At 73.5% G+C, this 22,691-nt stretch carries 23 protein-coding genes; 16 read left to right on the top strand and 7 right to left on the bottom strand.

The genetic code is table 11. From position 1 onward, the window contains the following. Window positions 1-26 precede the first annotated feature (26 nt). The 4 genes from mnhG (at window position 27) to O7598_RS21860 (ending at window position 4,041) form a co-directional block, all read left to right on the top strand. The gene (gene mnhG / locus O7598_RS21875; protein ID WP_269693173.1) at window positions 27-356 is read left to right on the top strand and encodes a monovalent cation/H(+) antiporter subunit G; all 330 of its coding nucleotides are present in this window, start codon (window positions 27-29) and stop codon (window positions 354-356) included. A gap of 163 nt (window positions 357-519) precedes the next feature. Continuing rightward, window positions 520-1,875, top strand: coding sequence for a hemolysin family protein (locus tag O7598_RS21870; protein WP_269693172.1), 1,356 nt, complete (start codon window positions 520-522; stop codon window positions 1,873-1,875). After that, the gene (locus O7598_RS21865) at window positions 1,872-2,936 is read left to right on the top strand and encodes a hemolysin family protein (RefSeq protein WP_269693171.1); all 1,065 of its coding nucleotides are present in this window, start codon (window positions 1,872-1,874) and stop codon (window positions 2,934-2,936) included. Before O7598_RS21870 ends, O7598_RS21865 begins: the two co-directional genes overlap by 4 nt. A gap of 175 nt (window positions 2,937-3,111) precedes the next feature. Next, entirely contained in the window at window positions 3,112-4,041 is a 930-nt protein-coding gene (locus tag O7598_RS21860; RefSeq protein WP_269693170.1) for a sporulation protein, read from the top strand. A gap of 83 nt (window positions 4,042-4,124) precedes the next feature. Here the strand turns inward: O7598_RS21860 and leuE are convergent, their stop codons facing one another. Both leuE and O7598_RS21850 read right to left on the bottom strand, forming a co-directional pair. Continuing rightward, window positions 4,125-4,787: a leucine efflux protein LeuE gene (leuE, locus tag O7598_RS21855; protein ID WP_269693169.1), complete on the bottom strand. Its 663-nt coding sequence runs from the start codon at window positions 4,785-4,787 to the stop codon at window positions 4,125-4,127. After that, a complete protein-coding gene (locus O7598_RS21850; protein WP_269693168.1) occupies window positions 4,787-6,031 on the bottom strand; it encodes a bifunctional pyridoxamine 5'-phosphate oxidase family protein/GNAT family N-acetyltransferase in 1,245 nt (414 codons plus the stop codon). The genes leuE and O7598_RS21850 overlap by 1 nt, the downstream gene beginning before the upstream one ends. A 38-nt stretch (window positions 6,032-6,069) precedes the next feature. Between O7598_RS21850 and O7598_RS21845 the strand changes: the two genes are divergently transcribed. Together O7598_RS21845 and O7598_RS21840 are read left to right on the top strand one after the other, a co-directional pair. Further along, a complete protein-coding gene (locus tag O7598_RS21845) occupies window positions 6,070-7,407 on the top strand; it encodes an aminotransferase class I/II-fold pyridoxal phosphate-dependent enzyme (protein WP_269693167.1) in 1,338 nt (445 codons plus the stop codon). A gap of 82 nt (window positions 7,408-7,489) precedes the next feature. Then, window positions 7,490-8,188 (top strand): UdgX family uracil-DNA binding protein, encoded by a 699-nt coding sequence (locus tag O7598_RS21840; RefSeq protein ID WP_269693166.1) that lies wholly within the window; start codon window positions 7,490-7,492, stop codon window positions 8,186-8,188. Window position 8,189: 1 nt separating this feature from the next. Here the strand turns inward: O7598_RS21840 and O7598_RS21835 are convergent, their stop codons facing one another. Beyond that, window positions 8,190-8,846, bottom strand: a complete 657-nt coding sequence (locus O7598_RS21835; protein ID WP_269693165.1) for a 4a-hydroxytetrahydrobiopterin dehydratase — start codon at window positions 8,844-8,846, stop codon at window positions 8,190-8,192. An 83-nt stretch (window positions 8,847-8,929) separates the two neighbouring features. Here O7598_RS21835 and O7598_RS21830 point away from each other — a divergent pair, with 83 nt between their 5' ends. The 8 genes from O7598_RS21830 to rny all read left to right on the top strand — a co-directional run bounded on the left by O7598_RS21830 (window position 8,930) and on the right by rny (window position 17,435). Further along, the gene (locus O7598_RS21830) at window positions 8,930-9,463 is read left to right on the top strand and encodes a hypothetical protein (RefSeq protein WP_269693164.1); all 534 of its coding nucleotides are present in this window, start codon (window positions 8,930-8,932) and stop codon (window positions 9,461-9,463) included. Between the two features lie 20 nt (window positions 9,464-9,483). Then, window positions 9,484-10,626: an acyl-CoA dehydrogenase family protein gene (locus tag O7598_RS21825; RefSeq protein ID WP_269693163.1), complete on the top strand. Its 1,143-nt coding sequence runs from the start codon at window positions 9,484-9,486 to the stop codon at window positions 10,624-10,626. 67 nt (window positions 10,627-10,693) lie between these two features. Continuing rightward, window positions 10,694-12,013 (top strand): MFS transporter, encoded by a 1,320-nt coding sequence (locus O7598_RS21820; RefSeq protein ID WP_269693162.1) that lies wholly within the window; start codon window positions 10,694-10,696, stop codon window positions 12,011-12,013. A 4-nt stretch (window positions 12,014-12,017) separates the two neighbouring features. Then, window positions 12,018-12,218 (top strand): DUF3046 domain-containing protein, encoded by a 201-nt coding sequence (locus O7598_RS21815; RefSeq protein ID WP_018785963.1) that lies wholly within the window; start codon window positions 12,018-12,020, stop codon window positions 12,216-12,218. Window positions 12,219-12,403: 185 nt separating this feature from the next. Then, window positions 12,404-13,453, top strand: coding sequence for a recombinase RecA (gene recA / locus O7598_RS21810; protein WP_269693161.1), 1,050 nt, complete (start codon window positions 12,404-12,406; stop codon window positions 13,451-13,453). Window positions 13,454-13,464: 11 nt separating this feature from the next. Next, the gene (locus O7598_RS21805) at window positions 13,465-14,157 is read left to right on the top strand and encodes a regulatory protein RecX (protein WP_269693160.1); all 693 of its coding nucleotides are present in this window, start codon (window positions 13,465-13,467) and stop codon (window positions 14,155-14,157) included. A gap of 37 nt (window positions 14,158-14,194) precedes the next feature. Then, window positions 14,195-14,899 carry a 3-keto-5-aminohexanoate cleavage protein gene (locus tag O7598_RS21800; protein ID WP_269693159.1) on the top strand — a complete coding sequence of 235 codons (705 nt, stop codon included), beginning with the start codon at window positions 14,195-14,197 and terminating at the stop codon, window positions 14,897-14,899. A gap of 769 nt (window positions 14,900-15,668) precedes the next feature. Further along, the gene (rny, locus tag O7598_RS21795; protein ID WP_269693158.1) at window positions 15,669-17,435 is read left to right on the top strand and encodes a ribonuclease Y; all 1,767 of its coding nucleotides are present in this window, start codon (window positions 15,669-15,671) and stop codon (window positions 17,433-17,435) included. Between the two features lie 58 nt (window positions 17,436-17,493). Here the strand turns inward: rny and O7598_RS21790 are convergent, their stop codons facing one another. The 4 genes from O7598_RS21790 to O7598_RS21775 all read right to left on the bottom strand — a co-directional run bounded on the left by O7598_RS21790 (window position 17,494) and on the right by O7598_RS21775 (window position 20,812). Next, a complete protein-coding gene (locus O7598_RS21790; protein ID WP_269693157.1) occupies window positions 17,494-18,381 on the bottom strand; it encodes an amino acid ABC transporter permease in 888 nt (295 codons plus the stop codon). Further along, window positions 18,381-19,055 (bottom strand): amino acid ABC transporter permease, encoded by a 675-nt coding sequence (locus O7598_RS21785; RefSeq protein ID WP_269693156.1) that lies wholly within the window; start codon window positions 19,053-19,055, stop codon window positions 18,381-18,383. Before O7598_RS21785 ends, O7598_RS21790 begins: the two co-directional genes overlap by 1 nt. Window positions 19,056-19,133: 78 nt before the next feature. After that, entirely contained in the window at window positions 19,134-19,997 is an 864-nt protein-coding gene (locus tag O7598_RS21780; RefSeq protein WP_269693155.1) for a glutamate ABC transporter substrate-binding protein, read from the bottom strand. 59 nt (window positions 19,998-20,056) lie between these two features. Next, the gene (locus tag O7598_RS21775; protein WP_269693154.1) at window positions 20,057-20,812 is read right to left on the bottom strand and encodes an amino acid ABC transporter ATP-binding protein; all 756 of its coding nucleotides are present in this window, start codon (window positions 20,810-20,812) and stop codon (window positions 20,057-20,059) included. Window positions 20,813-21,011: 199 nt separating this feature from the next. Between O7598_RS21775 and selD the strand changes: the two genes are divergently transcribed. Both selD and O7598_RS21765 read left to right on the top strand, forming a co-directional pair. Next, the gene (gene selD / locus O7598_RS21770; RefSeq protein WP_269693153.1) at window positions 21,012-22,001 is read left to right on the top strand and encodes a selenide, water dikinase SelD; all 990 of its coding nucleotides are present in this window, start codon (window positions 21,012-21,014) and stop codon (window positions 21,999-22,001) included. Window positions 22,002-22,204: 203 nt separating this feature from the next. Further along, window positions 22,205-22,684 (top strand): hypothetical protein, encoded by a 480-nt coding sequence (locus O7598_RS21765; protein ID WP_091072495.1) that lies wholly within the window; start codon window positions 22,205-22,207, stop codon window positions 22,682-22,684. The last annotated feature ends 7 nt before the right edge of the window (window positions 22,685-22,691 follow it).

Genomic DNA, 22,691 nt, shown 5'->3' with positions numbered 1-22,691 from the left:
CAGTCGCGAACGGAAGGTGGCTCAGCATGAGCGCGGTGGCGGACTGGGCCGGGGGACTCCTGCTGCTGGCGGGGGCGCTGCTGAGCCTGGTCGCCGGCATCGGGCTGGTGCGCTTCCCGGACACGCTGGACCGGATGCACGCCGCCACCAAACCGCAGGTGCTCGGCGTGCTGCTGCTCCTGGTCGGGCTGGCGTTGCGCCTGCGTACCGGCTCGGACCTGGGCATGCTGGCGCTGGTGGCGATCTTCCAGCTCTCCACCGCGCCGGTCGCCGCGCAGATGATCGGGCGGGCCGCCTACCGGTCCGGGCGGATCGACCGGTCGCTGCTCGACGTCGACGAGTTGGCCGGTCGGTGAAACGGGACGTGGGGGAGGGTTCCCGGCACCTTCAGCGGGCGTCCAGCGGGCACCGATAAAATGGCCGCATGATCGACTCTCCTGCCCCGGAGGGCAGCAGTAGCCGGCCGGGTCGTACCCGGCATCTTCCCTCCCCGACGACCCCGGGAGCCCTGAACCTCCCGTGCTGATCCTCGTCGGTTTCCTTCTCATCACCGTGCTCACCGCCGCCACCGGTTACTTCGTGGCGCAGGAGTTCGGTTACGTCGCCGTGGACCGCGGCAAGCTCAAGCAACTCGCCGACGGTGGCGACCGCGCCGCCGCCCGCGCCCTGGAGGTGACCGGGCGGCTCTCCTTCATGCTCTCCGGCGCCCAGCTCGGCATCACCGTGACCGCCCTGCTCGTCGGTTACGTCGCCGAGCCGTACCTGGGCGCCGGGCTGGCCGACCTGCTCGGCCTCGCCGGGCTGTCGAGCGCGGTGGCGCTGCCGCTGTCGGTGGCGCTGGCCCTGGTCATCGCCACCGTGGTGCAGATGGTCCTGGGCGAGCTGGCCCCGAAGAACCTCGCCATCGCCCGGGCCGTGCCGCTCGCCCGGGCACTGTCCCGGTCCACCCTGATCTACCTGCGGATCGCCGGTCCGCTGATCACCCTCTTCGACCGGGCCGCCGTACGCCTGCTCCGCCGGGTCGGCATCGAGCCGATCGAGGAGCTGCCCAGCGGTGCCACCCCGGCCGACCTGGAGCAGATCATCGCCGAGTCCCGCGAGGAGGGCCACCTCGACGCGGAGATGTCCGACCTGCTCGACCGGGGGCTCGACTTCCGGGGGCTCACCGCGGGCGAGGCCATGGTGCCCCGGGTGGACGTGCACACCGTCCGCGCCGACGAGCCGGTCAGCCGGGTCGTCGAGATGCTCGACACCGGCCACTCCCGGTTTCCGGTGCGCGGGGCCGAGGGCGTGGACGACCTGATCGGCGTGGTCGGCATCGCCGACGTGCTGGGGGTGCCGCCGGCCGAGCGGGCGCGGACCCGGATCGACGCGGTCGCCGTACCCCCGTTGCTGGTGCCGGAGACGCTGCCGCTGCCGACGGTGCTGGACCGGCTGCGGTCCGGGCACCGGCAGTTGGCCTGCGTGGTCGACGAGTACGGCGGGTTCGCCGGCGTGATCACGCTGGAGGACCTCGCCGAGGAACTGGTCGGGCCGATCCGCGACGAGGACGACCCGCCGGAGCGGGCGCCGGCCCGGCAGGAGGACGGCTCCTGGGTGGTGCCGGCCCGCTGGCGGATCGACGAGGTCGCCGACAGCACCGGCATCGAGCTGCCCGAGGCGCCCGAGTACGACACGCTCTCCGGCCTGGTGATGCGGGAGCTGGGCCGGGTGCCCGAGGTCGGCGACCGGCTGGAGATCGCGCCGGCCGGTGACGGCGACGAGCCGTCCACCGGCCCACGGGTGCTGGTCGAGGTGCTGGCGGTGGACCGGCACGTGGCCGACTCCGTCCGGCTGCGCACGACCGCCGGCGTGTCCGGGGAGGGTGCCGCATGAGCCCCGGTTTCGCGCTTCTCTTCTCCGTGGTGCTGCTGGCGCTCAACGGGTTCTTCGTGGCGGCCGAGTTCGCGCTGGTCGCCGCCAAGCGTTACCGGCTGGAGCAGTCGGCGGCCGGCGGCGGCCGGGCCGCCCGCGCGGCGCTGGACGGCGTCCGCGAGCTGAGCCTGATGCTGGCCGGCGCGCAGCTCGGCATCACGCTGTGCACGCTGGGGCTGGGCGCGCTGGCCGAGCCGGCCATCGAGCACCTGCTCAGTCCGCTGCTGCACGCGGTCGGCCTGCCCGACGCGGCCAGCCACGTGGTCGCGCTGGTGTTCGCACTGGGCCTGGTGACGTTCCTGCACCTGGTGGTCGGCGAGATGGCGCCGAAGTCCTGGGCGATCACCGACGCGGAGCGTTCGGCGATGCTGCTGGCGCTGCCGTTCCGGGCGTTCGCCCGGATCGCCCGGCCGGTGCTGTCGCTGCTCAACGGGCTGGCCAACGCGATGCTGCGGCTGGTCGGGGTGCAGCAGCAGGACCAGCTGGCCCAGGTGCACGGCCCGGACGAGCTGCGCATCCTGCTGGAGCAGTCCCGGGAGCACGGGCTGCTCGGCGCCGAGCAGCACCAGTTGCTGACCAGCATGCTGGAGTTGCAGGGCACCACGGTGGCGCAGGTGATGGAGCCGTTCGACAAGATCGTCACGGTGCGCCGGGACGACACCGCCGAACGGATCGAGCACGTGTCGCGCGACAGCGGCCGATCCCGCCTCGCCGTGGTCGACACCGGCGGCGAGGTGTGCGGCCTGGTGCACGTACGCGAGGCGGTGCGCGCGGTCACCACCGGTCGGCCGGCGACCGCCGGCGAGCTGATGACGAACGCGTTCACGCTGCCCGCCGAGGCGTCGGTGACCGAGGCGGTGGCCGCCATGCGCGGCCGGCAGGCGCAGCTCGCGCTGGTGCGCAACGGCGGCGGGCCGACCCGGCCGATCGGCTTCGTCGCGCTGGAGGACCTGCTGGAGGAGGTCATCGGCGAGTTCGACGACGAGACCGACCCGGTGCCGCGGGGCCGCCGCCTGCGCTGACCACCCTCCGATCGACACCAGTACGCCGAGGTGGCGGTGTCCGGGCGACCGGGACACCGCCACCTCGCCGTACCGGCGGTGGGCCGGCACGTCCGGTGGGCCGGGATCGCCCGGAGCCGGTGGCATTGCCCGGCCGCCCCGGCATGGCCGGCTGGGCAGCGGGAATGCCGCCGGCATGCGGTTGACCGGGGTGTCGAGAGGGTCGGCCTGGACCGGGCTCTCGGTGAGCACCACGCTGCCCAACCCGAGCACCCGCCCGGGCCTGCGCCTGCCGGGGCGGGTGACGCTGCACGCCGACGGCGAGGACGTCCTGGTCCGGCACATCCGCCTCGGGCTGGTCACGCAGGTGGAGCCGGAGGACCCGGGGGCGCCGCGCCGGCTGGTGCAGTACCACCAGTGGCCGATCGCGGGCCGGTTCGTGGTGCCGGGCGGGCGGCGGCGGGCGGTCGACTTCGCCGTACCGCTGCCCTGGGAGGCGCCGGTGACGGTCTTCGGCGGGGTGCCGCTGATGACCCTGCGCACCGGGCTGCGAACCGAGGTCTCCGTCGACCCGGACGAGGACCAGGGCGAGATGGTGCCGGTCCTGATCCACCCGCTGCCCACCCAGCAGCACCTGCTCGCCGCGCTGGACACGCTCGGTTTCGTGATGCGCCAGGCGGGGCTCCAGCAGGGCCGGCTGCCCGGGGTGACGCAGACGCTGCCGTTCCAGCAGCGGCTCGGCTTCTGGGCCGCCCCGCTCTACGCCGGGCCGATGACCGAGCTGGAAGTAATCATGCTGACCGACTCGGCCGGCATGGAGGTGCTGTTCTGGCTGGACCGGCGGCTCTCGCTGGCCGGGGTGACCCACCAGAGCATCAGCCGGTTCCGGGTCTGGCACGCCGGGGCGGACCGGCGCGACTGGGTGTCCACGGTGGACGGCTGGTTGCGGCAGACCATCGACCGGCACGCGGCGGCCGCCGCGCACGCCGACTGGTCCGCCACGATCCGGGAGTCGGCGCACGTGAGCCGCCACCCCGACCAGCCCGTCGCGCCCGGCTACGGCCTCAGCGGCACGGCCGGCGGCGCGGGCGTCGGCGGCGGTGGTGGCGGCGGCGACGGCACCTGAACGCCGCGCTCCCGGCCCGACGGCGTGTTAAAAGGGGGCCCCTGCTCTACCACAGGCGTTAACAGGGGGCCCCGCCTTACACCTCAGCCGGCGGCGAGCTTGAGGCTGAAGCCGAGGAACAGCATCGCGATCGCGGTGGTCCCGGTGGCGGCGAGCCGCCGGCGGCGCTGGAACTGGGCGGCCAGGAACGTCCCGGTGAAGATCAGCGCGGTCAGGTAGAGCGCGCTGGCCACCTGCGCGATCAGCCCGAGCAGCAGGAACGACAGCGCCGGCCACGCGTACCCGGGGTCGACGAACTGGATGAAGAACGAGACGAAGAACAGGATCGCCTTCGGGTTGAGCAGGCTGACCGTCAGCGCCCGCCGGAACGGGTCGCGCTCCGCCGCCGGCTCGACCTCGTCGATCAGGCGCGGCGTGGCCGGGTCGTCGCGGTCGCGCCAGCGCCGCCACGCGCCGCGCAGCATCGCCAACCCCAACCACCCGAGGTACGCCGCGCCGGCGTACTTGATCACGAGGAACAGCGGCGGGTACGCCCGGAGCAGCGACGCCACCCCGGCGGCGGAGAGCGCCATCAGCACCGCGTCGCCGACGAACACCCCGGCGGCGGCCCGGTAGCCGGTGGCCACCCCGCGCCGGGCGGCGGTGGCGAGCACGAAGAGCGAGTTCGGCCCGGGCAGCAGCACGATCGCCACGGTGCCCAGCACGTACGTCCCGATGTCGGTGATCCCCAGCACGCCGGACATCATCACCCGACGGGGGCCGCCGGGCGAAGCCGTTCCCGCAGCCTGGCCTGTGCGTTCGGCCACTCCTCGGCGAGCATCGAGTAGAGCGCGGACTGCCGCCAGGTGCCGTCGGCACGTCGCCGGTTGGACCGCAGCGTCCCCTCCCGCACCGCGCCGAGCCGCTCGATGGCTCGCTGCGACCGCTCGTTGAGCGTGCTGGTCTGCCAGGTGACCCGCACCGCCTCGAGTTCCTCGAAGGCGCGGGCGAGCAGCAGCAGCTTGGCCTCGGTGTTGATCCCGGTGCGCCACCACGCCCGGCCGAGCTGGGTGGAGCCGATCTCCGCCGCCCTCAGGTCGGCGTCGGGCTCGTGGAAGGAGGTGGTGCCCACCACCACCCCGGTGACCGCGCAGCGCTGCACCCACGCCGTCCGGACGCCCCGCTGACCGGCGTCGAGGGCGGCGCGGATCAGGTCGGCCATGCCGTCCACGCTCGTGGGGCGCGGGCTGCCGACGTACCGCCAGACCTCCTCGTCGTCGAGCGCGGCGTGCAGGTCCTCGGCGTGGGAGAGGTCGAGCGGCTCCAGCACCACGTGCGCGCCGCGCAGCACCACCGGCTCCAGCCACGCCGACCGGGCCGGCCGCAGGTACGCCGGCACCGGCGCGGTCACGCCCTCGGCCGGTTCGGGTCGCCCCGGCGTGAGTCGCAGCGGCAGCACCCCGGCCCAGTACGGCAGGCTCTCGTCGACCGGCTCGTCGTTGACCCCGCCGGTGCGGACCCGTACCGAGACCTCGCGCAGCGGCAGCGCCAACACGGCGGTCTCGGCCAGCTCGCGCCGGTTCGGCGGCCGGCTCTCCGCGGACCGGCCGGCGGCCACCTTCTCCACCAGCGCGGTCAGCACCCGGGCCTTCTCGTCGGCGTCGCCCACCAGCCGGGCGGTGCCGTGCGCGACCACCGAGCGGTAGTTGGCGCTGTGGTGGAACTGGGAGCGCGCGTAGACCAACCCGTCGAGGTGGGTGACCGAGACGCAGACCGGCAGCCCGGTGTCGCCCCGGGCGGCGAGCAGTGGCCGGCTGCCGGTGGAGCCGTGCAGGTAGAGCGTGTCGTCGACGCGCACGTGCAGGGTCGGCAACACCCGCGGCTCACCGTCCACGACGAACGCCAGCGCGCAGTGGTAGGCCTCGTCGAGCAGCGCGTGGGCGGTGGCGCGGTCGTAGTGCATCCGGTCCCGGGTGCGGGTGGCGGTGGTGCGGCCGGTCGGAGGGTACATGCGACATCCCGCCTTTGTTCTAGTACAATCGCTAAACTGTGGCAGCACATTATCAGCTCACCGGGTCCACGTCGGCGGCCATTTCGGCGAGCGTGGAATCCGGCATCCGCACCGGCGCCCTCGCCCCCGGCGACGCCCTGCCGGCGGTCCGCGCGCTCGCCGGCCAGCTCGGCGTCAGCCCGGCCACCGTCGCGAAGGCCTACCAGGAGCTGCGGCACCGGGGCCTGGTCGCCACCGCCGGCCGGCACGGCACCCGGGTCCGGCCCCGCCCGCCGGTCGCCGGCCGCCGCGCCGCGCTCGCGCCGCCGCCGCGACCCGGCACCCGGGATCTCTCCGACGGGCACCCCGACCGCCGGCTGCTGCCCCCGCTCGGGCCGCACCTGGCCGCGCTCGCCGCCGAGGTCGGGACCCCGACCGGGTACGCGGACGCCGCCGTCCTGCCCGAGCTGGCCGACGCCGCCCGGGACCGGTTCGCCGCCGACGGTGTGCCGGCCGCCGAGCTGACCGTCACCGGCGGCGCGCTCGACGGCATCGAGCGGCTGCTCGCCGCGCACCTGCGCCCCGGCGACGCGGTCGCGGTGGAGGACCCGGGCTGGGCCAACCTGCTCGACCTGGTCGCCGCGCTCGGCCTGCGTACCGTCGGGGTGCCGGTGGACGACGAGGGCCCGAGCGTGGCCGGGGTGCGGGCCGCGCTGGCCGCCGGGGTCCGCGCGCTGGTGGTCACCAGCCGGGCCCAGAACCCGACCGGCGCGGCCGTCTCCGCCGAGCGGGCCGCCGCGCTGCGGACGCTGCTCGCCGGCCGGGCCGACCTGCTGCTGATCGAGGACGACCACGCCGCCGAACTGGCCCGCGTACCCCTGCACCCGCTCGCCGGGGCGACCCCGGCGTGGGCCTTCGTCCGGTCGGTCAGCAAGCCCTACGGGCCCGACCTGCGGCTCGCCGTGCTGGCCGGCGACGAGGCCACCGTGGCCCGGGTGGCCGGCCGGGCCCGGGTCGGCGCCGGCTGGGTCTCCACAGTGCTGCAACGCCTGGTCCTGTCGCTCTGGCGCGACCCGGCCACCGCCGAGCTGGTGCGGCGCGCGGCGGACGGCTACGACCGGCGGCGCGACGGGCTGGTCGCGGCGCTCGCCGCGCACGGGCTGGCCGCGCACGGGCGCACCGGGATCAACGTGTGGGTGCCGGTGCCCGACGAGACGGTCGCGGTCACCGCGCTGCGCGACGCCGGCTGGTCGGTGGCGCCCGGCGGCCTCTACCGGATCGCCGCCGCCCCGGCCGTCCGGATCACCGTCAGCCCTCTCGACGAGCCCGACCTGCCCCCGCTGGCCGCCGCCCTCGCCCGCGCGCTGCACCCGGTGCAAGGCGGGGCCCCCTATTAACGCCTCCGGTAGAGGCGGGGCCCCTTCTCAACACGCCCGCAGATGCGGCGTGGCGGGCGGCGGACGGGGTAGAACGGTCGGCATGGTCGACACCGGGAGCGCGCCTGGGGCGCAGGAGTTCATCCCGCCGGCGGCGGACACCATCGACGAGCTGCGCGCCGCGGCGGCCGGCTGCCGGGGCTGCGAGCTCTACCGGGACGCGTCGCAGACCGTCTTCGGCCGGGGCGACGAACGCGCCCGGGTGGTCTTCGTCGGCGAGCAGCCGGGCGACGTGGAGGACCAGCAGGGGCTGCCGTTCGTCGGCCCGGCCGGGCGGCTGCTGCGCAGGGCGGTGGACGACGCCGGCCTCGACCCGCGCCACATCTACCTGACCAACGCGGTCAAGCACTTCCGCTTCGAGCTGCGCGGCAAGCGGCGCATCCACCAGACCCCGGACCGGGTGCACGTCACCGCCTGCCGGCCCTGGCTGGTCGCCGAGTTCGCCCGGCTGCGCCCGGAGGTCGTGGTGGTGCTCGGCGCCACCGCCGCCAAGGCGCTGCTCGGCCCGACCTTCCGGGTGACGAAGCAGCGTGGCGAGCTGCTGCCCTGGCCGGCCGCCGCGCAGCACCCGGAGGACTTCGCGCGGGTGCCGGTGGACCGCGCCGGCGCGGTCGCCGACGCGCCGGACACCCGGCTGCTCGCCACCATCCACCCGTCCGCCGTGCTGCGCGCGGACAACCAGGACGTCGCGTACGAGGGCCTGGTCGCCGACCTCACCGTGGCCGCCGGCGCGCTGCGCTGAATCAGGAGCGGCCCTGCCAGGTGCAGAGGCAGACCCGGTTGCCGTCCGGGTCGGCGAGCACCCAGAAGTTGGGTGCCTCGGCATCGCTGACCAGCGTGCCGCCGGCCGCCAGCGCCGCCTCCATCCGCGACGCGACCTCGGCCGGGTCGACCCACACGTCCGGGTGCCACCGCTGCCGGGGCTCGTCGCGCCCGGAGCCCTGGAACCAGATCGTCGGCAGCGTGCCGGCCGGGTCGCGCACCTCGTCGTCGGCGGAGCCCGGACCGGTCGGTCGCTCCCAGGCCAGGACCGCATGCCAGAACGGTGCCACCGCGGCGTGCTCCGGGCTGTCCAGCCCGAACTCCAGCCGGGTCAGGCCGGCATGGGAGAGCGTCAGCCCGGCCTCGGCGGCGAGCGCGGTGACGGTCCGGGCCAGCCGCAGGTCGCGCCCGGTCACGCCGCCCGAGTCGTGCGACCGGAGCCGCACGTCGACGTGCGTGTAGCGCAGGTCCAGGTCGGGATGGTGGTCGACCCGCTCGGCCTCCGCGCCGACCGCGGCCACCAGCGCCAGGCCGGCGGCGAAATCCGGGGTACGGATACGGGTGTGCAACGCGCCGAGCAGGAAGGTCCACCCGTCCAGCCCGGCGTCGGCGATCTGTGCTCCGGTCAGCGTGCCCATCCGGCCATCCTGACGTGCCGCGGCCCGGCCGGCCACCGTCCACACCGGATTGCCGGCCCGCGCCTCGGGGTACGGCCCCCGGCATGGCCGCCAACGACCGTCTCGCGCCCCTGGTACGGCTCGGCCAACCCGGGCCGTACGTGATCTTCATGATCATCGCTGCGCTCCTCTGGCTGCCGCTGCGGCTCTGGGACGAGCGCGACGGATCCGCGCTGGTCGCGGTCGTCCGGGCCGGCCTGGGCGGGGTGGTCTGGGGCGTCTTCCCCTTCGCGATGAACCTGGGCGTCCGGATGGGGCGGAAGCGACGCACGGCCGCCGAGCAGGAGCGGGCGGCCGGCTGGCGGGTGACCGAGGTCGCGCTACGCAGCGGCGAGCCGCCCGCCGACGAGGCCGGCCGCGCGGCGGTCACCGACGACCTGGCGGCGGTACGCCGGGGCGCGCTGGGGGGAGCGGCAGTGGGCACGCTCTTCCTCGGCGCGCTGGCCGCGCTCGCCGTCGCCGTCGGCTGGACGGCCAGCGCGATCGGGTTCGGCGTGGTCCTGGTCGTGGTGCTTGCCGTCGCCGTCCGCACCGCCCGCCGCGAGCGCCGGTTGCGGGCGGCTGTGCTGACCGGGTGAGCGGTGCCAGACTGGCCGCCATGGAGCAGCATCTGTACGAGCCCGTGCACGAGGAGTTCCGGGACCTGTGCCGCCGGTTCCTCGCCCGGGAGGCCGTGCCGCACCACGAGCGGTGGGAGGCCGATGGCATCGTCGACCGCGAGGTGTGGCGGGCCGCCGGCGCGGCGGGGTTGCTGGGTCCCGACGTCGACCCGGCGTACGGCGGTGGCGGCCAGCGCGACTTCCGGTTCAACGCGGTCCTCGACGAGGAGATCGTCGCGAGCGGCTGCACCGGTCTCGGGTTCGGGCTGCACAACGACGTGGTGGCGCCGTACCTGACCGAGCTGACCACCGACGAGCAGCGCAAGCGCTGGCTGCCGGGCTTCTGCTCGGGCGACCTGGTCACCGCCATCGCGATGAGCGAGCCGGGCGCGGGCAGCGACCTGGCCGGCATCCGCACCTCCGCGGTCCGCGACGGCGACACACTCGTCCTCAACGGCCAGAAGACGTTCATCACCAACGGCGAGCTGGCCGACCTCGTGGTGGTGGTGGTCAAGACCGCGCCGGAGCAGGGCGCGCACGGGGTGAGCCTGGTGGTGGTGGAGCGCGGCACCCCGGGTTTCGACCGGGGGCGCCGGCTGGCCAAGGTCGGCCTCAAGGCCAACGACACCGCCGAGTTGTTCTTCGACGACTGCCGGGTGCCGGCGGAGAACCTGATCGGCGCCGAGAACCAGGGCTTCTACCACCTGATGGCGAACCTGCCTCGGGAGCGGCTGAGCATCGCGGTCGGCGCGGTGGCGGCCTGCGAGAAGCTGCTCGCGCTCACGCTGGAGCACGCCCGGTCCCGGGAGGCGTTCGGCCGGCCGATCGGGAGGTTCCAGCACAACCGGTTCCTCCTGGCGGAGCTGGACACCGAGGTCACCATCGCCCGGACGTTCGTGAACCACTGTGTCACCGAGTACGACGCGGGCCGGCTCTCGGTGACCGACGCGGCCAAGGCGAAGTGGTGGACCACCGAGCTGCAGAACAAGGTCGCCGACCGGTGCGTGCAGCTGCACGGCGGCTACGGCTTCATGCTGGAGCACCCGGTGGCGAGGGCCTGGCTGGACAGCCGGGTGCAGACCATCTACGGCGGCACCACCGAGATCATGAAGGAGATCATCGGGCGCGGCCTCGGCCTGTAGCGAAACCGGTTGCCGACCGGCCGGTCCGGTGCGCGACGATGAGGCACCCGTCCTCACCAGGAGCGTCATGGCCACCGATCTGACCGCGCCGGCCCCGCCCCGGCAGTCCGACGTCGCCGGCATCCAGCGGCGTACCCTCCGGCTGCTCTTCCTCACCCAGATCGTCGGCGGTGTCGGCGTCGCCATCGGCATCTCGGTCGGCGCGCTGCTCGCCGCCCGGGTCGCCGGCACCGCCCTGGCCGGGTTGGCGCAGAGCGCCGGCGTGGTCGGCGCGGCGCTGCTCGCCGTACCGGTGACCCGGCTGATGGCGGCGCGCGGGCGCCGACCCGGTCTGGTCCTGGCCTACCTGGTCGGCGCGGTCGGCGGCGCGCTGGTGGTGGTCGCCGTGGTGAGCGGTGTGGTGCCGCTGCTCTTCGTCGGCATGCTGTTGTTCGGCGGCGGCACCGCGGCCAACCTCCAGGCCCGCTACACGGCCGTCGACCTGGCCGAGCCGGCGCGCCGGGGCCGGCAGCTGTCGCTGGTGGTCTGGGCCACCACCATCGGCTCGGTGGCCGCGCCGAACTTCGCCGCGCTCGCCGACGACGTCACCCACGGCTGGGGCCTGCCGCTGCTGGCCGGTCCGTTCCTGGTCAGCGCCGTCGCATTCACGCTGGCCGCCGGCGTACTCCTGGCCCTGCTGCGGCCGGACCCGCTGCTCACCGCCCGCCGGCTGGCGGCGGCCGAGCCCGCCGCGGACGCCGCCCGGCCGGTCACCCGCCGCGGTGGCATGGCCGCCGCGTGGCGCACGGTACGCCGCCGGCCGGCCGCCCGGCTCGGCATCGCCGCGGTCGCGGTGGGGCACCTGGTGATGGTCGCGGTGATGTCGATGACCCCGGTGCACCTCGACGAGTGGCACTCCGACGCGGACCTGCTGCGCGTGGTCGGCATCGTGCTCAGCCTGCACATCGCCGGCATGTACGCGTTCTCGCCGGTGGTGGGCTGGCTCACCGACCGGGTGGGCCGGCGGCCGGTGATCCTCGGCGGGGTGGCGCTGCTGCTGGCCGCGTGCGCGGTCGCCGGCGCCGCCGGGCACCGCACCCCGGCGCTCTCGGTGGGGCTGGCACTGCTCGGCCTGGGTTGGTCGGGCACCATGGTGGCGGGCTCGACGCTGCTGTCGGAGTCGGTGCCCACCGCCGACCGGCCCGGCGTGCAGGGCCTGTCCGACCTGCTCATGGGGCTGGCCGGGGCGGGCGCGGCGGCGGTGAGCGGGTTCGTCATGGGGGCCGTGGGGTACCCGACGCTCACCCTGCTGGCGGCGATCGCGGTGGTTCCGCTGGTCGCGCTCGCGCTGCGGCACCCCGGCGCGGGCGGCGGGTCCGGTGCGGACAGACATGACGAGGAGGACTGAACACGTGCGGCTGACCGACTTCTGGACGCGGCTGGAGGAGGCGTTCGGGCCGGGCTACGCGGCCAGCATCGCCAGCGACCAGGTGCTCTCCCAACTCGGCGGGCGGACCGTCGAGCAGGCGCTCGCGGCCGGTGAGGAAACGCACGTGGTGTGGCGTGCGGTGGTCGCCGCGTATCCCGACCGGGTGCCCGCTCGACTACGCTGAGCAGCCTTTTCGTTGGTTCCGCGTGTCGCTTGCCCAGTCGTACACCTGTTCGGCTATTGTCCACAGCGGGGTGCTCGTCCACAGCTCGCGGCCCGTCGGCTGGTTTTCTGTCGGACCCAGCGCCTAGCGTGTCCCGCGTGACGCGAAGCTCAGGAAAGACGCCGGCGAAGGCAGGGGTGGCAACGATGGCGGCAGGTCCTGACCGGGAGAAGGCACTCGACCTTGCTCTCGCTCAGATCGACAAGCAGTTCGGCAAGGGTTCGGTGATGCGGCTGGGGGAGCGGCCCGTCATCCAGACGGCGGTCACGCCGACCGGCTCCATCGCGCTCGACGTGGCGCTCGGCGTGGGCGGTCTGCCCCGCGGCAGGGTCGTCGAGATCTACGGTCCGGAGTCCAGCGGTAAGACCACTGTCGCCCTGCACGCGGTGGCCAACGCCCAGCGGGCGGGCGGCATCGCCGCGTTCATCGACGCCGAGCACGCGCTCGACCCGGAGTACGCGAAGGCGCTCGGTGTCGACACCGACGCCCTGCTGGTCTCCCAGCCGGACACCGGCGAGCAGGCGCTGGAGATCACCGACATGCTGGTGCGCTCCGGCGCGATCGACATCATCGTGATCGACTCGGTCGCCGCCCTGGTGCCGCGCGCCGAGATCGAGGGCGAGATGGGCGACAGCCACGTCGGCCTCCAGGCCCGGCTGATGAGCCAGGCGCTGCGGAAGATCACCGGCATCCTCAACAACACCGGCACCACCGCGATCTTCATCAACCAGCTCCGCGAGAAGATCGGCGTGATGTTCGGCAGCCCGGAGACCACGACCGGTGGCCGGGCGCTGAAGTTCTACGCCTCGGTCCGGCTCGACGTGCGCCGCATCGAGAGCCTGAAGGACGGCACCGACGTGGTCGGCAACCGCACCCGGGTCAAGGTCGTGAAGAACAAGGTCGCGGCGCCGTTCAAGCAGGCCGAGTTCGACATCATGTACGGCAAGGGCATCTCCCGCGAGGGCTCCCTGATCGACGTGGGCGTGGAGCAGGCGATCATCCGCAAGTCCGGCGCCTGGTACACCTACGACGGCGACCAGCTCGGCCAGGGCAAGGAGAAGGCTCGCGAGTTCCTCCGCGAGAACCCCGACGTGGCGGCCGAGGTCGAGAAGAAGATCCTGGAGAAGCTCGGCGTCGGCACCGCTGGCGCGGGCGACGCCGCCGGCGGCCCGGAGTTGCCGCCGGTCGACTTCTGATCCGCTGATCCGTGGCAGGACGACGGGCCCGTACGGGGCGTGGCTGGGATGCCGGCCCACCCCGTGCGGGTGACGCCACCGGCGCGCCCCAGCCCCGCCGTGGGCGCCGCGGTCGCGCGGCGGAGCCCGATCCAGGGGAGGCTCCGGCTCCGCCGCGCGACGAGGCCGAGCTGGCCCGGGAGATCTGCCTGCGGCAGCTCGCCACCCGGCCGCGCACCAGGGCCGAGCTGGCCGGTGCACTGGCTCGGCGGGGCATCTCCGAGGAGGTCGCCGAGCAGGTGCTCGACCGCTACGACGAGGTCGGCATCGTCGACGACGCCGCGTTCGCCCAGGCCTGGGTGAGCAGCCGGCACAACGGCCGCGGGCTGGCCCGTCGGGCGCTCGCCAACGAGCTGCGCCAGAAGGGCGTCGACGGCGAGGTGGCCGGCGCCGCCCTGGACGGGCTCGACGAGGAGACCGAGGCCGAGACGGCCCGGGCCCTGGTGGACCGGAAGCTGCGCACCGCCCGCGGCGAGCCCGACGCGGTGTTCCGGCGCCTGGTCGGCATGCTGGCGCGTAAGGGCTATCCGGCCGGCGTGGCGATCCGCGCGGTCAAGGACGCGCTCGCCGCGCAGAGCGCCGAGGCGGCCGAGTTCGCCGAGCACATCGACGCCGACGCCCTGGCCGACGCCGAGAACGATCTCGACGCCCGCCGGCACGACTGACCCGGCCCGCCGCTGTCGTCGAGGAGGGGTGCACCCGATGGTGAAGGCGTGCCTGAACGGTGGGCGGCGACCGGACGAGCATCCGGCCGTGCCGCTCACCGCGGCCGAGTTGGCGGCCGACGCCGCTCGTTGCGCGAGGGCCGGGGTGGCGGCGGTGCACGTGCACCCGCGCGACGACGACGGCGCCGAGTCGCTCGATCCGAGCGTGATCGCGGCGGCGGTCGGCGCCGTCCGGGCCACCCGTCCCGGCCTGCCGGTCGGTGTGAGCACCGGCGCGTGGATCATCCCCGACCCGGCCGAGCGGGTGGCCGCCGTCCGTGCCTGGACGGTGCTGCCCGACTTCGCCTCCGTCAACGCCCACGAACCCGGCGCGGTGGCGGTCGCCGCCGCTCTGCACGAGCGCGGGGTCATGGTCGAGGCCGGCCTCTGGACGCAGGCGGCGGTCGACGCGTGGCGCCGCTGGCCGACACCCACCGGCCGGGTCCTCGTCGAGTGCATGGCCGAGTCGGTCGAGGTGGCGCTCGCCGACGCGGCCGCGATCCTCGCCGCGCTGCCCGACCGGTGCCCGCCGGTGCTGCTACACGGCGAGGGCCCGGCGACCTGGCCGGTGCTCGGCGAGGCGGTCCGCCGTGGCCTGGCCACCCGGATCGGCCTTGAGGACACGCTCCTGCTGCCCGACGGCACCACCGCGCCGGACAACGCCGCCCTGGTGGCGGCCGCCCGCGCCCTGGGCGCCCGCTGACCGAGCCTTGGGCGCCCGCTGACCGAGCCCGGCCGGGCGCGTCGGGAGCGGGGTCGGTGCGGTGGCTCCGGCACCTTGATCGACACCAGGTCGGGGGGTGGTGGGGTCGAGAGCCGTGGCATGCCGCCACTTCGGCGAAACGGAGTGGATCTACGTGGCACGGGGTGTGGTTCGGCCCGCTCCGGGGCGGGCCTGTGGGTGGCAGGGTGCCTGAGCAGGCGGGAAAGGTCACGAGGAGATGACGGCCGGCGAGGTTTGTCCGAGCCTGTCCGGCATATTCTCACCTCTCCGTGACGGGACAACTTCTCTCCGTCCGGGTGGTTTGATCATGACTCCTTGACCGAACGGCCCCTCGCGACCTAGCCTCGCCATACAGGCTCACTTTGCCCGACCAGCGCAGGCTAAGCGCACAACATAGATCTCGTAACAGAACAGCATCACTTTGGCCAGCTTCACCGGCCCTTGACGGCCGTTCCGGACCTCGTCCGGCGCGTCCGACAACTGCAACCGGCCGCTGGCGGTGCCCAACGAGGGGCACCGCCGACGGAAAGCTGCCCACAGCCAGCCGCTCCGGTCGGGCGTCCAGAGCCGCAGGTGCGTGCCATCGCGCGTGTCCTACGGCGCGACGTTCAGGGGAGGCGGCCATGGCGGGGCGGCACAGGTTCACCGGCGGTCTGCCACACGGTCCCGGCCGCTCCTCGCCGGGCGGCGGCACAGCCCCGGCCGGTGCGGCGACGCCCGTCGGCACCTCCCGGTGCGGAGTGGCGGCATGAGCGCCTTCGACGTCGTCCTCCTCGTGGTGGTGCTGCTGCTCGTCGCCGTGGTGATCGGCGCCGTGCTGTTCGGCGTGCGGGCGCTCAAGCGCTTCAGCCTGGCCCCCGCACCCGAGGACCCGGCCTTCATCGCGGAGAAGGACCGGCAGGAGCAGTCCCTGGCCGCGCTGCGCACCGCAGCCGACGAGGTGAACAGCACCATCGACGTGGCGAAGTCGGCCGCCTCCGCGGCCCGTGCCGAGGCGGCCGCCGCGAAGGCCGAGGCGAAGGCCGCCCGGGCCGAGGCGCGGCGGGTGCTCGACGACGCACGCGCCGAGGCGGACACCGTGCTGGAACGGGCGCACAAGCAGGCCGAGGCGGACGCCGAACAGCTTCGGGCGACCGCGCGACGCAGCGGCGAGCGCGAGGTGGCGGTGCTCGCCGCCACCACCCGGGAGCAGGCCGCCGAGGTCGAGCGGCGGGCGGCCCGGATGGACGAGCGGGAGCGGCTGCACACCGAGGAGGTCGAGCGGCTGGCCGAACGCGAGCGGCAGCTCACCGCCGCCACCGCCGCGCTCGCCGCCCGGGAGGCCGCGCTGGCCGAACGCGAGCGGGAGCTGACCGAGGTGGAGGAGCAGCGACGCCGCGAGCTGGAGCGGGTGGCCGGGCTGACCGCCGACGCCGCCCGCGTCGAGCTGGTCGACTCGATCGAGGGGCAGGCCAAGCGGGAGGCCGCGCTGCTGGTCCGGGCGATCGAGTCCGACGCGCGGAGCACCGCCGAGCAGCGGGCCCGGCACATCGTGGTGGACGCCATCCAGCGGGTGGCCAGCGAACAGACCGCGGAGAGCGTGGTCAGCGTGCTGCACCTGCCCGGCGACGAGATGAAGGGCCGGATCATCGGCCGCGAGGGGCGCAACATCCGCGCCTTCGAGTCGGTCACCGGCGTCAACCTGATCATCGACGACACCCCCGAGGCGGTGCTGCTCTCCTGCTTCGACCCGGTCCGCCGGGAGGTCGGCCGGCTCACCCTGGAGAAGCTGGTGCTGGACGGGCGGATCCACCCGCACCGGATCGAGGAGGTCTACGACCTGGCCCGCCACGAGGTGGAGGAGCTGTGCCACCGGGCCGCCGAGGACGCCCTGGTCGAGGTGGGGATCACCGAGATCCATCCGGAGCTGGTCACCCTGCTGGGCCGGCTGCGCTACCGGACGTCGTACGGGCAGAACGTGCTCAAGCACCTGGTCGAGACCGCGCACATCGCCGGCACCATGGCCGCCGAGCTGCGGCTGGACGTGCCGACCATCAAGCGCTGCGCGTTCCTGCACGACATCGGCAAGGCGCTCACCCACGAGGTGGAGGGCAGCCACGCCATCATCGGCGCCGACCTCGCCCGTAAGTACGGCGAGACCGAGGACGTGGTGCACGCCATCGAGGCGCACCACAACGAGGTGCCGCCGCAGACCATCGAGGCGGTCCTCACCCAGGCGTCGGACGCCTGCTCGGGCGGGCGGCCGGGGGCCCGGCGGGAGAGCCTGGAGGCGTACGTCAAGCGGCTGGAGCGGATCGAGGAGATCGCGGCCGGCAAGCTCGGCGTGGAGAAGGTCTTCGCCATGCAGGCGGGCCGGGAGATCCGGGTGATGGTGAAGCCGGACGACGTGGACGACATCGGCGCGGCGGTGCTGGCCCGGGACGTGGCGAAGCAGATCGAGGAGGAGCTGACCTATCCGGGTCAGATCCGCGTGACAGTGGTGCGCGAGTCCAGGGTCACCGAGATCGCCCGCTGACGGAACGACGACGGGCGGGTGGGGGAGAACCCCACCCGCCCGTCGCGTGTCCGTCGGGTCAGCCCTGCGGCTCGGCCACGGTGGCGCCGCCAGCCGGCGTCGAGTCCGGTGCCGCGGCCTGCTTGGGGATCCGGAAGTTCCGCTGCCGGGTACGCCGGTCGAGCCAGTTCGCCAGTGTGGTCAACATCGAGTTGAGCACGATGTAGATGGCGGCCACCACGATCGCTGCGGCCACCACGTTCCCGCGGTTCGCGGACAGGTCGTTGACGCCCCGCTGAAGCAGTTCGGGGAAGGCCACGATGTAGCCGAGCGCGGTGTCCTTGAGCAGCACCACGAGCTGGCTCACGATCACGGGCAACATGGCTCGGGCTGCCTGCGGCACCAGGATCAACTGCATCACCTGGCTCTTGCGCATGCCGACGGCGTACGCCGCCTCGGCCTGGCCGCCCGGGATCGAGCGGATTCCGGCGCGGAACGCCTCGGCGAGCACCGAGCCGTTGTAGAGGGTGAGACCGACGACCACGGACCAGAAGGCCGACACCGGCCCCTGGATCAGGAACGGCACGCCGTAGAAGATGAAGAAGATCATGATGAGCAGCGGAACGGCGCGGAAGAACTCCACGACCGCACCGGCCGGCACCCGGATCCACCAGTGGTCGGACAGCCGACCGACCGCGAACAGGATGCCGAAGGTCAGCGACAGCACCATGCCGGTGGCGGCGGCGAGCAGGGTCTGCCGCAGGCCCGGCCAGATGAACTGGGTCCAGGTGGGCGTCTCGGTGAACGGCTCCCAGAGGTTCCCCTCCCACTGCCCGGCCTGGTCGAACTTGGCGTAGACCCACCAGAGCAGCACGGCGAGGCCGACGCCGAAGACGACGCTGAGCACCGCGTTGCGGACGCGTGCCCGTGGCCCGGGGTGGTCGTAGAGAACGGTGCTGGTGCTCATCAGCGCTTCACCGCCAGTCGGTTGGCCAGCCAGCCGAAGAAGTAGCCGGTCGGGATGAGGAGCGCGGCGAAGGTGCCGGCGAAGACGGCGAAGATCGCGATCACGGCGTCACCGTTGCTGTTGATGAGGTCCTTCATGACGCTGGACGCCTCGATCAGGCCGATGGTGCCCACGATCGTGGCGTTCTTGCAAAGGGCGATGAGAACGCTGCCCAGCGGCGCGACCACGGCCCGCCCGGCCTGCGGCAGGATCACGATCCGCAGGGTCTGGAAGAAGGTCAGCCCGATCGCGCGAGCCGCCTCCGCCTGCCCCGCCGGGACCGTGTTGACGCCGGAGCGGATCGCCTCGCAGACGAACGCGGCGGTGTAGACCGACAGACCGACGACGCCGAGCCAGAAGTTGTTCAGGTTCAGGTCGTCGGAGAGGCCCACGCCCAGCGTCGAGTAGAGGCCGAAGTAGCAGAAGAAGATGATCAGCGTCAGCGGCGTGTTGCGGAAGATGTTGACCCAGGCTGCGCCGAAGCCTCGCAGCACCGGCACCGGGGAGACCCGGAAGGCGGCGAGGAGCACACCGAGCACCAGTGCGAGGACCGCCGACGCGCCGGTCAGCTTCAGGATCCAGAGGAAGCCGGACAGATACGCGTCGAGGTTGGTCGGATCAGCGAATACGTGCATGCGTCGACTCCCGGGGCACGTCGTCGGCGTCGTGACAGACCAGGGCCGACACCCATCGGGTGCCGGCCCTGGAACGTGTCAGACGCTGCCGCAGTTGGTCAGCTTCGTGGTGTCCAGCTCGGGCGCGGCCTTGCCGCTCTTGCCCAGGGTCGAGTCCCAGGCGGCCTTGTAGGTGCCGTCCGAGGCGGCGGTCTTGAGGATCTCGTTGATCTTCTCGCAGCCGTCCTTGTCGTCCTTCTTCAGGCCGATGCCGTAGGGCTCGCTGGAGAAGGGCTTGCCGACCACCTTGAACTTGCCGGCGTACTGGGACTGGGCGGCGTAGCCGGCGAGGATGATGTCGTCGGTGGTCACCGCGTCGATCTTGCCGTTCTCCAGCAGCGGCAGGCACTTCGAGTACGAGTCGAACTGCTGGAGCTTCGCCTTCGGGTGCTCGGTCTGGATCCGCTTGGCCGGGGTCGAGCCGGTGACCGAGCAGACCGTCTTCCCGTCCAGCGCCTCCGGACCGGTCAGCGTGGAGTCGGCCTTGACCAGCAGGTCCTGGCCGGCGATGAAGTACGGCCCGGCGAAGCTGATCTTCTGCTTGCGCTCGTCGTTGATGGTGTAGGTGGCCACCACCAGGTCGACGGTGCCCTGCTGGATGAAGGGCTCGCGGTTGGCCGAGACCGTGGTCTTCCACTCGATGTTGTTCGCGTCCACACCGAGGCCCTTCGCCACGATCTTGGCGATCTCGACATCGAAGCCCTCGTACTGGCTGCCGGTCTGGATGCCGAGGCCCGGCTGGTCGGCCTTCACGCCGATGACCAGCTTCTTCTGGCTCTGGGCCTTGCCCACGATGCCCTTGGCCCCGTTGCCGGAGCCGCCGTCCCCGTCGCCGCCGCAGGCGCTCATGCCGAGAGCCAAGGTCGCCGCCGCGGCCACCGCCGCCACGCGCTTCAAACGCATACTCATCTCCTTATTCGACGGAGCCGCCGGGGACGACTCCACTGCTCCACTACGGACGCTCAGTGCGTGAGGATCTTGGAGAGGAAGTCCTTGGCCCGGTCGGTGCGCGGGTTCGCGAAGAACTCGGCCGGCGGGGCCTCCTCGACCAGCTTGCCGTCGGCCATGAAGACGACCCGGTTGGCCGCGTGCCGGGCGAAGCCCATCTCGTGCGTGACCACGACCATGGTCATGCCGTCGCGGGCCAGCGCGGTCATCACGTCGAGCACCTCGCCGACCATCTCCGGGTCGAGCGCGCTCGTCGGCTCGTCGAAGAGCATCGCCTTGGGCTGCATGGCCAGCGCGCGGGCGATCGCCACCCGCTGCTGCTGGCCGCCGGAGAGCTGCGCCGGGTACTTGTCCGCCTGGTTGGCGATGCCGACGCGGTCGAGCAGGGCCAGGCCGCGCTCGCGGGCGGCGGCCGGCTTCTCCTTGCGCACCTTGACCGGCCCCAGCGTGACGTTCTCCAGGATGGTCTTGTGCGCGAAGAGGTTGAACGACTGGAACACCATGCCGACCTCGCTGCGCAGCTTGGCCAGGGGCTTGCCCTCGGCCGGCAGCGGCTGCCCGTCGAACGTGATGGTGCCCTCGTTGATCGGCTCCAGCCGGTTGATGGCGCGGCACAGCGTCGACTTGCCGGAACCGGACGGGCCGATCACCACGACCACCTCGCCCCGGTCGACGGAGAGGGACACGTCGTCGAGCACGTGCAGCGGCCCGAACCACTTGTGGACCCCGTCGAGCACGATCAGCGGGTCGCCCGTCGTCACGTCGTCCACCGTCCCTGTCGTCCGTGCCGGATCCGGGGGTCGGTCGACCTCCCGGTTGGGCAACTGTAGGCGGCCTGATGTGGCGGAACGCAACCCAGATGGTCACGGAGCGGTAACACCGGTCACCGGCGTACCGGCGCGTCCGAATTCCGTCACCGACCGGTGCGTCCGAGTGGCGGTGAGGTCCGGTCGCGGAGATCATGAGGCGATGACCGACACGTACCGTCTCACCGAGCATGCCCGCGGCGGCGGTTGCGCCTGCAAGATCCCCCCGGGCGAGCTGGAGGCGATGGTCGCCGGTCTCGGCCCGAGCGGCGGCACGGCCGACCTGCTGGTCGGCCTGGAGAACGGCGACGACGCCGCGGTGGTCCGGCTGGACGAGCGCACCGGCCTGGTGACCACCGCCGACTTCTTCACCCCGGTCGTCGACGACGCGTACGACTGGGGTCGCATCGCCGCCGCGAACGCGCTCTCCGACGTGTACGCGATGGGCGGCACCCCGCTCGTCGCGCTCAACCTGCTCTGCTGGCCGCGCGAGGTGCTGCCGCTGGAGCTGGCCCGCGAGGTGCTGCGCGGCGGGCAGGACGTGGCCCGGGAGGCCGGCTGTCACCTGGCCGGCGGGCACAGCGTCGACGACGACGGCCCGAAGTACGGCCTGGCGGTCACCGGGGTGGTCCGGCCGGAGGAGTTGATCACCCTGGACGCCGGCCGGGCCGGGCTGCCGCTGTCGCTGACCAAGCCGCTCGGCGTCGGCGTGCTCAACACCCGGCACAAGCAGACCGGGGAACGGTTCGGCGAGGCGGTCGCGTCGATGGTCCGGCTCAACCGGGACGCCGCCCGCGCCGCGGTGGCCGCCGGGATCCGCTGCGGCACCGACGTGACCGGCTTCGGCCTGCTCGGGCACGCCTCCAAGCTGGCCCGGGCCAGCCGGCTCACGGTCGCGATCGACACCGCCGCGGTGCCGTACCTGCCGGGCGCGCGGGAGGCGCTGCGCGACGGGTACGTCAGCGGCGGCACCCGGCGCAACCTGGAGTGGGTGACGCCGTGGACGGACGCCGGCCGCGCCGACGAGGCCGAGCGGCTGCTGCTGGCCGACGCGCAGACGTCGGGCGGGCTGCTGGTCGCCGGTGAGGTGCCCGGCGGCACGGTGATCGGTGAGCTGCTGCCCGCCTCCGACCATCTGATCCGGCTGCGCTGACGCCCCGCGTGGCGTTCGCCGGCGGGGCACGATACCCGATAAACTGTCATCTTCCCGCTACTCGCGGCAACGTCGCCCAAGGAAATTTTGCCCGGAATGGTCACAGACCGGTAACTTGCCCCCGGTCGAGGTCAAATGCCCCCCACCATCGTCATTAAGGCCCGATTCGGAGGCCGGTGGGACGAGCGCAGCGAGGAGGCGGCATGACCGAGCTGTGGAACTGGAGAATCGACGGCGGCGCGCCGGTGGAGGTCTACCCGGCGATGGCCGAGGCGCTCGGACGGGTGGTGATGCCCCTCGCCGTCGCCGACCCGGCCCGGCTCCCCGCGTACGCGGTGGTCTGCGACGTGTGGGAGGCGCCCGGGGCGTACGGCACCGTGGTCGACTGTTACGGCGTGCCCGAGCGCCTGCCCGAGCTGCCCGCCATCGCGGCGCTGGCCCGGGTGCTGGGCCGCAACTGCCTGATGCGCGACGACACGCTCGACGCCGGGCGGCACCTGCTGGTCGCCCCGGACGGCACGATCCGCCCGGTGCACTTCGACGTGGTCGAGACCGACGACGGCGAGGTCCTCAGCGACCAGCGGCTCTGCACCGAGGCCGACCCCCGCTGCCGCGGCTGGTCGCGGTGCCACCGCTCCCGCTGGGCGCCCGACTCGGTCGGGCCGGCGCTCGCCGCCGCCTGACCGGGTC

The sequence above is a fragment of the Micromonospora sp. WMMC241 genome, from assembly GCF_027460165.1.
Lineage (GTDB): Bacteria > Actinomycetota > Actinomycetes > Mycobacteriales > Micromonosporaceae > Micromonospora > Micromonospora humi.
The sequence above is the reverse complement of the archived record's forward strand: the minus strand, read 5'-3'. Positions and strand labels throughout refer to the sequence as shown.